This is a genomic window from Chitinophaga sp. S165, from assembly GCF_003182155.1.
Classification (GTDB): domain Bacteria; phylum Bacteroidota; class Bacteroidia; order Chitinophagales; family Chitinophagaceae; genus Chitinophaga.
Genome location: NZ_QGTG01000007.1, coordinates 381,638 through 394,213, shown reverse-complemented (window position 1 = coordinate 394,213; position 12,576 = coordinate 381,638). Strand labels below are relative to the sequence as shown.

The following is a 12,576-nucleotide window of genomic DNA, read 5'->3' as shown; positions in this document are numbered from 1 at the left end:
ATATAACTATTTGTTAATTATTTTTTGTTACCCTGAGCTGGTTTAACAGCAGCTGCTTTGGCTTTGTTATCCAGGTTTTCCTGGATAGCTTTCACGGTAGCATTGTTAGGATCGATAGCCAGTACTTTATCCATCCAGATCTTCATATTTGCCTGATCTTCTTTATTATAGTAGTAGATCATCATATACTGGTAAGGGAACATCAGCTGGGCTGGTTTGTTCACTTTTTCTTCACCTTTGATCTCGAAGAATTTCTGGAAGTAAGGTACAGCGGTACCTAATTTCGCATCCGGATCTTTAGCCATGTTAGCACGGCCTCTCCAGTAAGTACCCAGCGCTTCGTTAGTAGGATATTTTGCAGCAAAAGCACCCCAGGTTGAGTCAGCCTTATCGTATTCTTTTGCGTAGATTTCCCAGGTACCTTTAAAGAACATATCCTGTACTTTACCAGTATTCTGTTCGTCGGTGAAATCGCTAACAAGTTTACCGTACCATTCAGCGGAACGTTTGAAATCTCTCATGTTTTTGAAAGTCTCAGCTACGTTTCTGTATTTATCTACGTCTTTAGCAGTGTCTGCCAGTGCGTATTTTTCCAGGTACATAGCAGCCAATGAATCATTGAGAGCTTCCTGCGCAGAATCGGTAGTGTTCTGCTGGTAGATAGCGCTGAGCAGTTTATAATCGTTAGCCTGCAGTTTAGGCTCGCCAACGGTTTTAACGTACTCTTCGATCACTTGTTTACCGGTGGTAGTGTCACCTTTTTGCAGATAAGCATCTGTCAGCAGGCGTACGAATTTACCTTTATTACCTTCAGTTGTCTGAGGTAATACAGCTTTCGCCTTGTTGATAGCTGCATCATAGTCTTTTCTGTAGAAAGAGATAGCAGCCAGGTTGTATTCGTTTTCCAGTTTACCGGCGCCGGCGCCTACTACTTCCATGTATTTTTCAAGGTACTTAGCTGCATTTTCAAGTGACAGCTGAGCTTTGGTTGGAGTAATATAGAACTGGTACAGTTCCTGGTAAGCTGGTGCGTAGTTAGGATCAAGATTGGTTGCTTTTGTCCAATCGTTCACGGCATCCTGCAACAGTTTAGCGTTGTAGTTTACCAGTCCTTGTTTTGTTACTGCTTCAGCGTTGTTTTGATCCAACTCAAGTGCTTTATCGTAGGAAGTGATTGCCTTACCACCATTTTCACCTCCCAGGTAACGGTAAGCATCGCCTAATTCAATATAGTCAGCAGGTGTAGCAGTATACATCTGTTTTTTCTTACGGCCTTCATTATTCAGTAATTTTTCCATTACAGATAATGCATAACCGCGGTCACCACCTTTGATTTCAGTGTTTGCGTCGGCAATAGCACGTGCAACGTCACCATCACGTCCTTCTGTAGCAGTGCTAGCTGCTTCAAATTTTTGTTTTGCTGCAGCCGCATCACCTTTCATCAGATCAAGACGTCCCATAGCTACCTGCAGTAAAGACGATGTAGGCACGGCCTGCAATCCTTTCTGAAAAGTAGCAGCAGCACCAGCGTCATCATGCATACCCAGCTGCGCTATACCTGCGTAGTAATAGGCCCTGTCTTCAGTTGGTTTGGCAGCTATCACTTTTTCCAGGGTCTGTTTGGCTGTTTCATACTTGCCATAATACAGGTCTTTCAATCCATCTTCTACAGATTGGGCCATCACGCCGTTCGCGACGCACAGCATTGCAACAATTAAACTTTTCCGTCTGTTCATGAGCAATCCGGTTTTTAATTTTAGTTGTGTTAGTTTTTTTTTACCTAATGTTCGCTTCCCTGAATACCACATTCAATCTCGCAGGAAACAGTCTGAATTTCGAAATGATCATCTGTCCTTCATAACTCCCCAGGAAAGTGGCGAACCCTGATCCCAATCCAGAATATGGTTCCTTCAAGCAATAGAACAAACCACGTTTAAGTTGGTAGGATCCAAGAGCGATATATGCCTGATATGGTTTTACAAATTCCGAACCATAATCTGCCCTCACTTTGACCACTTGCACCTTATTTGTAAATTCAATCGAAGCCGAGTCGTTAGGATCAGAGATCCAGCTTACCCCAATTACGCCAATCGCATCCTTCATTTTAGCCACATAGTCAACCACTTCAGGGTTCGTTTTAGCAGCCATTACGTTCTGCGGCAACGGTTTCCCTTTGTTGATCGAATCGCGGACATATCTTACCGTACTTGAATTCTGATTATCAAAAACTACCTGAGGTTTTTTCGTGGAATCAGACCCGTCCATAATTTCCCGCACCTGGTCCATTGTGAGGATACTGTCGGGATTACTGCGGTTAGTAATCAACGCTACACCATCCCACGCCAGCAACAGGCTTTGCGGCTTTATCTTTAACTCCTTGATATACGCCCTTTCTTGTTCACTGAAATCTCTTGTTACAAAGATCAGTCTTGAACTGTCAGCCAACAGATCTTTAAAGCAATCTGCTTCGGGTTTATATTCAGCGATGATATGCGCTTTCTTATATAAGGATTCAAAAACCTTAATCTCGGCTTCCATCAGTGGACGATAGGTTTCATCCACACTTATTCTGATGGTCCCTGAAGTTGGCGTATCGTGCTCCTCCCCGGACTTGTTGGCCTGTCCGCAAGATGCCAGTAAAGCTACAGCTAACGAGAAAATAGCGACCTGGCCACGCCTTATTATTCTGGTGATCATATGTTCGTCTCTTTATTTAATCCTTTTGATGAAATAGATATCTCACTCCTCTATATACACGGAAAAGGCCATACGCAATTAGTACGATGCCTAAAATGTTCAATATAGTCTGAGATACCTGAAACTGGCCCAGGTTATATTTCTGCGCAAAGATTGCATATAGGCCAAAGAGCAGAAAAAATATACCTCTGATTAATTCCCCGAGCGAACGATAATTTACCTTAGTCCGCGTGTTTCCAGATCTTTCTTGTTGCATTAGCATTGTTAGCGAATTACAAGTATACAAAAAAATATTTCCAAATAAATACCTGTTCTTTTAGAGGATTGTTAAAAAAAGGCGGTTCCGGCCCCATACCTGTAACTCTAAACCAGCCACTACAGCAGGTTTAATAAACGTCCGGCATACACACATTTTTTCATATTCAATCTACATCTAATTAAACAAGAACTTGTTAAAGCCATGTTAAATACTTGTACTTTCAGACCTATGTCGTACATAATCACCCAAATATATACTCATAAAAATGAAAGTTTAGTATTAATCATTCTTGTTATATAGATGCAGAGAATTCCGGATTCCATAATACTCATTGTCCCCTTTTTTACTGTTGGTACGGCCTGATATAGTGTGGTTCAAGATTTGGGCCAGGGAATAAAATAATGTTAAAATCTTGTAGGTTTGCGGAAATTATGAAAATACTGATGGTATGCCTGGGCAATATTTGCCGTTCGCCCCTGGCAGAAGGAATATTAAGGCACCTGGCCATTCAGCAGGGATTGGACTGGGAAATAGACTCTGCCGGCACCGGCAACTGGCATGTTGGCGATCCGCCTGATAGACGTTCCGTGAAGGTTGCCCAGCAATATGGTATTGATATTTCCGGTCTGCGTGGCAGACAGTTCCAGGCTACTGATTTTGACCGTTTTGACCGCGTTTTTGCCATGGACCTGGATAATTACAGGGATATACTCCTTAAAGCGAGAACAGACGCAGATAAGGCTAAATTGCAGTTATTACTGGACGATCAGCAACCAGTACCTGATCCGTGGTATGACGACGCCTTGTTCGAACCGGTGTACAAAATGATCTACGAGGCCTGTGAAAAGATCGTGACAGGCAAAAAATAATTACTTTATAAAGCATAACTGAACAATAATGATAAAACCCAGTATACCCAAAGGTACCCGCGATTTCGGGCCAGTTGTGGTAAGAAAGCGGCAATATATATTCCAGACCATCCGTGAGACATTCGAACTGTTCGGGTTCCAGCCTCTGGAAACCCCTACTATGGAAAATCTGGATACACTTACGGGTAAATATGGTGAGGAAGGTGATAAACTGATCTTTAAGATCCTGGACAATGGTGATATCCTGGGACGCGCTCAGCAAGCAAAGGACAGTAGGGAATTGAGTATTTTGTTATGCGAAAAAGCCCTGCGTTACGACCTCACTATTCCATTCGCAAGATATGTGGTGATGAACCAACATGAACTGGCGCTTCCTTTCAAACGTTACCAGATGCAGCCCGTATGGCGTGCCGACAGACCACAAAAGGGCCGCTATCGCGAATTTTATCAATGCGATGCTGACGTAGTAGGTAGTAACTCGCTTCTAAATGAAATTGAACTTCTTCTTATATACGATACTGTTTTTACAAACCTGAAACTGGAGGGATACGAAGTTCGCATCAATAACAGGAAAATATTGAGTGCACTGGCAGAGGTGATCGGCCAACCAGCTCTGCTCACAGATATTACTGTCGCTATCGATAAATTAGATAAAATCGGTATTGATAAAGTTAAAGAAGAACTTCAGGAACGCGGACTTGCTGCAAGTGAAATAGGTATCATTGAAAACTTCCTGAGCATCGAGGGCAACAATGAGGAAAAACTGACACAGTTGAGCACTCTCTTCAAAGATTCTCCAACCGGCTTGAAAGGTATCGAGGAATTATCTTATGTACTGCACACTCAACCGGATGCCTTTAAAACTACCCCTATCCTGGACGTAACGCTTGCCCGTGGCCTGAACTACTATACAGGTATGATCGTGGAAGTAAAAGCCCCTGCTGCTGTAAAAATGGGTAGTATCGGAGGTGGCGGTCGCTATGACGACCTGACCGGCCTGTTTGGTCTCCCCGGTCTTTCAGGTGTGGGTATTTCCTTTGGTGTAGACCGCATTTATGATGTACTGGAAGAACTGCAGTTATTCCCTGCCGCCGCTCAACAGGGTACACAAGTGCTTTTCTTTAACCTTGATCCGAATGTGACAGGTACACTTTTTAAGTTGCTTATGCAGCTGCGTGCAAAAGGTGTTTCATCGGAGCTATTCCATGAGCCATCTAAGATGGATAAGCAAATGAAATATGCTAATAAAAGGAATATACCTTATGTGATCATTATGGGTGAAAGTGAAATGCAGGAACAAGTGGTGAGCATTAAGAATATGGTGACGGGAACACAGGAGAAAATAGCGATGAAAGATCTTGTGAATTATAATTTCTAAGGAAATTAAAATATAGGCAAAGGCCCGCATTAAAATTGAAAAGGGGCTGTCTCACAAGTTTTGAGACAGCCCCCTTTATAGTAGTATTTAATACCCTTATTTCCCCTTCCTGAACGCTTCTAATCCACACTTCAACCAGCTCGCATACTCCTTTGCATTTGGAGTATATCCTACTGGTTTCGTTAACAGTTTCTCATCAGGACTGATCAACACGTAATAAGGTTGTGAGTTATTCACAAAGTTCTCTGTCTGCATCGTTGCATACTTATCACCGATCGTTTTGATCTCCTTCTTGCGACCAGTATTGGTAGTAAACAAGAACTGCTGATCTTCCGGTAATAATTTCCTGTCATCCACATATAATGACACCAGGATATAATCTTCTTCTATCAACGTTTTCACCTGATCATCGGGCCATACATTCTCTTCCATTTTGCGGCAGTTTACACAAGCCCATCCTGTAAAGTCTATCAGGATCGGTTTGTTCTGTTCCTTCGCCAGTTTTAATGCGGCCTCATAATCATTCACCACATTCGCTTCTACTCCTTTAGCTGCATTCTTGTAAATACTATAGCTTAAAGGCGGCGGGAAACCACTGATCAGTTTACGGTTAGCGTACTTTGTATTGGTTACACCCGGTAGCAGGTACAAAGTTGCAGCGAGGAAGAGCAGGGCCAGTACCCAGCGGGTAGGACTGATCTTTTTCAATGGCGCATCATGCGGGAAACGGATCTTACCCAAAAGGTACAATACGATGAGGAAACCACAGATGATCCACACTGCAAAGAAGATCTCACGTTTTACCAATCCCCAGTGTGTTACCAGGTCAGCATTGGAGAGGAACTTAATTGCCATTGCCACTTCGATAAAACCTAATACTACTTTCACAGATGTCAACCATCCACCGGATTTAGGTAAGGATTTCAACATGTTAGGGAACATGGCGAATAATGCGAAAGGCAATGCCAATGCAAATCCGAAACCAGCCATACCAACTGTCAGCTGCATAGCACCTCCGTCGGTTGATAAGGAACCTGCCAGCAAAGATCCCAGAATAGGACCTGTACAGGAGAAGGATACCAGTGCCAGTGTCAATGCCATGAAGAAAATACCAATAATACCACCTACGCTCGTTTTTGCATCCACCTTACTGGCAAGACCACTTGGCAGTGTGATCTCAAAAAAGCCAAAGAACGAAATGGCAAATACAATGAAGATCACAAAGAAGATCACGTTTAACCATACGTTAGTTGAAATATTATTCAGGATCTCAGGATCCAGTGTATCAAGAAAATGGAATGGTAAACTTAACAACACATAGATCAGGAAAATGAAGAAGCCATAAATGCTGGCATTCATCACACCTGTCTTCTTGTCTTCCGATTTCTTAGTGAAGAAAGATACCGTCAGTGGGATCATAGGGAACACACAAGGCGTCAGCAATGCGATGAAACCGCCGATCACTCCCAGGATAAACAATCCCCAGAGACTTTTTTTAGCAGTTCCTTCTTCTCCACCGCAATTATTCACGGGATGATCTTTATCGATCGCTGCACGTTTCAGTGTTTGTCCGCCGGTAGCAGATTCCTGCAATCCTGCTGCTACGTTCACCAGGTTACCGTTTGCATCCACATTAAAGCGGAACTTCACTTCTTCCGGCCCCACAACCTCGTCGCCTTTCAGCGCCATGTAGTTTACAGCGCCTTCCAGCTTAGTAACAGGACCATTTAATTTTATTGCTACCAGGAGAGAAACCTGGTTTTCGAAGTATTTGATCTCAGTATTATCGAATAATGGTTCAGGCGCTTTCTTCAGCTCTCCTTCTTCCGTGATCCCCGTTACTGTGGCAATGCTGTCAATCACTACGCGGGTATTCGGCTCATCATCTTTCATTGTGGTGGAAAACAGCTTCCAATCTTTCTCTACAGTACCTTTCAGATGTAATATATATTCATGTTCACCCTTTTTTTCCGCTGTATATTCCCATTTTGCAACAGTGGCTGGTGCAGGATTTTCCTGCGCCCTTACAGCAAATACGGCGGTGATAAGGATAATGAACGTAAGCAAGTGCTTCATATAAATAATAGGCTTTAAAGACTTCTGACTATTCCAAATAATAAACGAGTCCCCGGGGAACTCGTTCATTACTTTCTGTTTACCGGCCGGATGGATCATCATCCGTAGTAATAATTATTTTCCTCCTACGCTGATAGCGAATTCCACTTCTTTCGGCGGCAGGCATTGATGATCATCGCAGACCATGAATTCTACACTGCCTTTTACTTTAGTGGCAGCCTTACCCTTAACGGTCACTTTCTGCACGAAATCCACCTGATTTTCGTAGTATTTCAGCTCGGAATCAAAGTTCTTATCGAATGCCTTATGCAGTTTACCTACTTCACGGATCTTACCTACAGGTACCACCAATGGATTCTTAGTCAGTTTGAAGGTGGTTGGTACCGGACCTTCACCTGCTTCCTGTGCGTACAGGTGCCACTTACTTTCCACGGTAGCTGTCATGTGCAGTTCATAGGTAGTAGCGTCGATCTTCTTGGCGGTAAAATCCCATTTTACCGGGTTTTCTATTTGCGCACTTGCCAGCACAGGCAATGCAAACAGTAAAACTGCTGTCAGTAATTTTTTCATGCTAGATTTTTTAACTGGTTGGTTGGCTCGATTTTTAAATATGGGTGGCTATTCCACCAAAGATCAATTGTTATTGATAAGGCTCTGGAAAATAAGCTGGCCATCGGTATTACCCAACACTGAGCTGGTAGCCCTCTCAGGGTGTGGCATCATACCGAAAACATTACGCTCTTTGTTACAGATACCGGCAATGTTACGCAGCGCACCATTAGGGTTAGCGGTATCAACCACATTACCAAACTCGTCGCAGTAACGGAAAAGTACCTGATTGTTAGCAAACAGGCTTTCCAGCGTAGCATCGTCAGCATAATAACGGCCTTCTCCATGTGCTACCGGGATCTTCAGCGCACGGCCAGTTACATCTTTTGTCAGGGATGCAGATGTATTTTCACTTTTCAGGAATACATTCTTACATACGAACTGCTGATGACCATTCTGCAGCAAAGCACCTGGCAGCAGGCCAGCCTCGCACAGGATCTGGAAACCATTACATACGCCAATCACACGGCCACCTTTATTGGCAAACTCAATCACGCTCTGCATCATAGGGCTAAAGCGGGCGATAGCGCCACAACGCAGGTAATCCCCATAAGAAAAGCCACCTGGCAGTACAATACAGTCTTCTTTAGTGAACTTGCTCAGGTCAGAGTCTTTGTGCCACAGCTCAATTACTTCCTGCCCAAGATCATTGCGCAGGGAATCGATCATATCATGATCACAGTTAGAGCCCGGAAAGGTGACAACGCCAAATTTCATGTTTAATTTATTGAAGGTTACGGTCTAAAATATTATTCATGCTTCTATCCGGCAGAGATAATAGCTGTTGGACCATTAGTCGAAATTACCGGAAAAGGCACAAAATTACTACGCCGTCCGCACATTTCCATAGCCGTTCGTCCGGTTTTAACAAAACCGGTACAATCCAGCTAATTTTTGCTGAAATACTGCATTATAATGACATAGGCCAATGTCAGGATGTGAACGACGTTGGCTACCGTATTATTGATAATCGACCAGTATGCGTTCGCTACAAACAGGGAAAGCGGTAAAATAGCCAGAACCCAGTAGGCGGGAGAGAAATGAACATTGAACAGGGGTACGATCATCGCTACAAATACATATACGATCAATACGCTCCAAATCTTACGGCCTTGTATCAGCATCTTTTTGAGCGTACGCTGCAGCAATAACCAGCCCAGAATGAAAAAGAAGACACTTATAGCTACAGCTCCCCATATTTTATAATGGTCAATAAAAGGTACTTCAAGGCCTATCCGGGGAATTTTTGCAAACAACGCCCACTGATCAGTCAGGAACAGGTAAGTTCCTAAAAGATAGATCGGGCAAATCAGACCCAGCAGGGCAATGATCCATTCTGCCAATCGGAACGGTCGCATAATGAGCAGACTTAACCACAATAACAGGCAAAAGATCGTTGCCGGGAAGTAGAACAGTCCACATACCCCGAGGGCAAACCCAATGTTAAATACCACATCACGGGCTGACGTACGGGTGTATAGTAAGGTAATACTGGAAAATACCCACAACATCACCAGATTGACCAGTAAAGCAGGGGAAAAGATGTTCCAGCCCTGATACAGGGAGGTAAAAAGTATATAGCTCATTGCCGGCAGGTAAGTCGGCTTTGAAAACAGTCGTTGGTGATTGACAATCTTGGTTACCAGCAGTGCCTGCAGCAATAGCAACAGTACAGCCAGCGAAGTGAACAGGAAGGGGCTCTTGCCAAATGCCATTTCCATCCATTTAACGAGCAGATCGTATAACAACCCTTCGTTACCATCTGAAAGGAAGGTAGACGGATGGATCAGGTAATAGAATTTTACCAGGAGCGTATATATCAACAGCAACAGTACCGTAAGCGGGTTGCCTGAGCGGAAAAACTTTACCACAATATGAATTCTCTTTTCAACTTTTGAAAGCGTTCCAAAGGTATTTTAAAGCGGGAGAAAATCAAAATATTATGAAAACCATGAATAATTAACCTGTTAGGTCCCTTTAAGCAGGGTGTGACTACGCTTTAAACATGCCTTGTACACGACGCATACATGACGCATACATGACGCATACATGACGCATATGTGGACTTAAACAGGGACAAAGGTCATTCGGCCTCCCCGGTCTCCCCCTCGGGTGTTACTACGTCAATTCTGTCGATCAGCAACCGGTCCCCCTGGATCACAAAGTCGATCCGGAGGGTATAGACAATAGTGACATCTATTGATGCCCCGTTTTCAGTTTCTGTATAATTAGCGAAGGTGGCCTCACTGAAATTGGAAATGTCCTCTTCGTACTCCTGGCTTAGCAGGATCAGGTCGGCATCAAATCCATAGGGAGACTCCGTCCGGACACTGTCCTGCCGGATCTTATCTGCGCAAAGCTGAAAATAGGCATTTTTGTCCTCGATGTAACCCTGGGTAAAAATGCCGGAATTGGCCAGAATACGGATATAAGCTGCGGTGCTGTCAAAATTGACCGCGTACCTGCCGGTGTCTTCCACCCCGGAGTTGTCTACCAACTGGATATCTACCAGCGAATCGACCCGGGTGGCGTACCAGTCAAAAAACTCCCGCACCTTTTCTTCAAGTACCGGCTGGTTGACCTCCGGACTAACGGTGCCCTTAAAATATGTTCTGGCAGAAGGGGTTTCCTGGTCCCTGTGAAAATCGATCAGGCTACAGGCACTGACCGTTAACGTAATCCCAAGCAGGAATAGGTTTCTTTCTCTTTTCATTGTCAGATATGGTATATAGATAGCTGTTACTTGCCCTGGGGTATCTACAAAAAAAGACCCATCATTGGGCGGGTTTGTTATTTCCCCGCGCTTCTGACAGCTCCTTCCACAACAATTCCCAAACGGGTGAACGTATTTCCCTTCGTGATCGTTATCCGGTTTTCCTTAAACCATTTCATAAAGTCATTCCATTTCTGTTCATGCTCGCTTGTCCACTCCCCGAAAGCTTTTTCCTCACCCTGACCCAGTATCCAGTAGTTATAAGCCTCCAGGTGCCCGGCTTCTCTCACTTTATGCTGGAAGTCGAAAAGCACCACCGGATGAAGTGTGTCATTTCCCTGTTGCTCATATAAGCGCAGGAACTTGGTCCTGATGCGATCTAAAGATGTCAGATTGATCATCTTCTCTCCTATCACCGATTGTACCAGGGTCTTTTCGTATACTCTGCTCGCGAATGAGCTACTCAATGCTGCCGTCATCTGAGAGGTCAGACTGGCAACACGTGCCTCCTTACCCAGCTTCGAATCGAGCAAGATCATATTATTGTTACGGGCAAAGCTTACGGTTACACTGGTATCGGAGTCAAATTTAATCTCTCCTTTGTAAGTATAATATAAAAGTTTACTGATTTCTTCTGTGCGTTTAGACCCTCGTTCCAGGTTCATAAATATTTCCCCATATATCATTCCCCATACTTCCTGGTCAGAATCGAGGAATATCTTCGCAGCCCTGTAATAATTGGACGGGTACATGGGTGCAGCCTTTATTCCCTTCTCGAAAAATCCCAATGCTGAATTCTGGTCATTTTTCTTCAATTCCATGACACCACGCTCCAGGTATAAACTACCTTCTTCCGGAAACTTTTTGATGCCTTCATCATAAGTGGCTATTGCCTTATCGGGCTTTCCCATTTCATCGAGGGCGTTTCCCATCATAGCGTATACTCGGCCCGTCGCTTTTTTTATTCTGACTAACTTTTTTAATAGCTGGACGGCATCATCAAATTTTCCTTGCTGATATTTAGCCAGGGCAATTTCGTAGAGAAACTCCGGTTCATCCGGGTCCAGTTTACGGCCTTCCTCAAGTAATGCTATTGATTCATCCAGTTTACCGTTGTCCATCAGCTCAATGGCTTCCCGCTTTTTCTCCTGGGCCTTTTCTTTGTCGGTCGTCTGGGCATGCACTACAGATACAGAAAAACAGCTGATGATTATCAGGGGTAAAAGTATTCGCATAAAATAGGTATTGAGATTGTCCCTTATAAGATAATAAAGATAAATATTTCCTATTTGAAGAAATACAGCTTTGCCTGAGGATTGGGAAAATTTTAACGAAGACTATTTCCGGAAGGGCTTTCCACTTACATATTTATTGTTGCTGACGATAAAGCGGTATGGCAACAAAGCATCAGCGCCTGCATAATCCACGCCTATCCGGGGAGTAGCGATAATGTCTTCTCCGGGAGGAACAAAACCATCTGAAGCAAGGTAAAAGTCATCGCTCACCAATGATTGCCCGGTACGGCTGGTATTGATCCCCAATGCCTTTGCAACATTGCCTGGGCCACGGGTCAATGTGAAATCGGCAATCTTCTTTCCTGTACGTTGCAGCATAACAGGTATACCTGTTAATGGCTCCGCCCCCCTGATAAGAATGGCATGCGGAATATCGATCTCGTTAGTCACGATATTGAACATCTGATGAATACCGTAACAAAGGTATACATATGCCATACCCGCCTCACCGTACATAACTTCTGTACGTGCAGTACGCCTGCCGCCATAAGCATGAGAAGCCTTGTCGGTAACACCGGCATAAGCTTCGGTTTCTACTATACGCGCAGTTGTGAGCTCACCGTTAAATTTTGTTACGATGATCTTTCCTAATAATTCACGGGCAATTGTCAGAACGTCAGGACGGTCATAAAAACCCGATGATAGTGGCTGATAAGCGGTGGTGTGCAAGGTGTTCAGAT

Annotated in this window: 11 protein-coding genes; 2 read left to right on the top strand and 9 right to left on the bottom strand. The window is 43.9% G+C overall.

Annotated elements, in window-relative coordinates:
- Positions 1 to 17: 17 nt before the first annotated feature.
- Entirely contained in the window at positions 18 to 1,736 is a 1,719-nt protein-coding gene (locus C7475_RS24835; protein ID WP_146217644.1) for a lipopolysaccharide assembly protein LapB, read from the bottom strand.
- A gap of 40 nt (positions 1,737 to 1,776) precedes the next feature.
- Complete coding sequence (locus tag C7475_RS24830; RefSeq protein WP_110056105.1) at positions 1,777 to 2,697, bottom strand: substrate-binding domain-containing protein; 921 nt, start codon at positions 2,695 to 2,697, stop codon at positions 1,777 to 1,779.
- Positions 2,698 to 3,387: 690 nt separating this feature from the next.
- On the opposite strand from C7475_RS24830, the gene C7475_RS24820 reads away from it, so the two are divergent.
- Positions 3,388 to 3,825, top strand: coding sequence for a low molecular weight protein-tyrosine-phosphatase (locus C7475_RS24820; protein ID WP_110056103.1), 438 nt, complete (start codon positions 3,388 to 3,390; stop codon positions 3,823 to 3,825).
- A gap of 28 nt (positions 3,826 to 3,853) precedes the next feature.
- Positions 3,854 to 5,203: a histidine--tRNA ligase gene (hisS, locus tag C7475_RS24815; protein WP_110056102.1), complete on the top strand. Its 1,350-nt coding sequence runs from the start codon at positions 3,854 to 3,856 to the stop codon at positions 5,201 to 5,203.
- 96 nt (positions 5,204 to 5,299) lie between these two features.
- On the opposite strand, the gene C7475_RS24810 is transcribed toward hisS, so the two are convergent.
- The 7 genes from C7475_RS24810 to C7475_RS24780 all read right to left on the bottom strand — a co-directional run bounded on the left by C7475_RS24810 (position 5,300) and on the right by C7475_RS24780 (position 12,565).
- A complete protein-coding gene (locus C7475_RS24810) occupies positions 5,300 to 7,279 on the bottom strand; it encodes a protein-disulfide reductase DsbD (protein WP_110056147.1) in 1,980 nt (659 codons plus the stop codon).
- A 114-nt stretch (positions 7,280 to 7,393) separates the two neighbouring features.
- On the bottom strand, positions 7,394 to 7,849 hold the full coding sequence (locus tag C7475_RS24805; RefSeq protein ID WP_110056101.1) for a protein-disulfide reductase DsbD domain-containing protein: 456 nt from the start codon (positions 7,847 to 7,849) through the stop codon (positions 7,394 to 7,396).
- Positions 7,850 to 7,912: 63 nt separating this feature from the next.
- Positions 7,913 to 8,605, bottom strand: a complete 693-nt coding sequence (purQ, locus tag C7475_RS24800; RefSeq protein WP_110056100.1) for a phosphoribosylformylglycinamidine synthase subunit PurQ — start codon at positions 8,603 to 8,605, stop codon at positions 7,913 to 7,915.
- Positions 8,606 to 8,775: 170 nt separating this feature from the next.
- Positions 8,776 to 9,759 (bottom strand): hypothetical protein, encoded by a 984-nt coding sequence (locus C7475_RS24795; RefSeq protein WP_110056099.1) that lies wholly within the window; start codon positions 9,757 to 9,759, stop codon positions 8,776 to 8,778.
- A 212-nt stretch (positions 9,760 to 9,971) separates the two neighbouring features.
- A complete protein-coding gene (locus C7475_RS24790) occupies positions 9,972 to 10,601 on the bottom strand; it encodes a hypothetical protein (protein ID WP_110056098.1) in 630 nt (209 codons plus the stop codon).
- Positions 10,602 to 10,678: 77 nt separating this feature from the next.
- The gene (locus tag C7475_RS24785; protein ID WP_110056097.1) at positions 10,679 to 11,836 is read right to left on the bottom strand and encodes a tetratricopeptide repeat protein; all 1,158 of its coding nucleotides are present in this window, start codon (positions 11,834 to 11,836) and stop codon (positions 10,679 to 10,681) included.
- Between the two features lie 102 nt (positions 11,837 to 11,938).
- Positions 11,939 to 12,565 (bottom strand): DNA-3-methyladenine glycosylase, encoded by a 627-nt coding sequence (locus C7475_RS24780; RefSeq protein ID WP_110056096.1) that lies wholly within the window; start codon positions 12,563 to 12,565, stop codon positions 11,939 to 11,941.
- Positions 12,566 to 12,576: the final 11 nt, after the last annotated feature.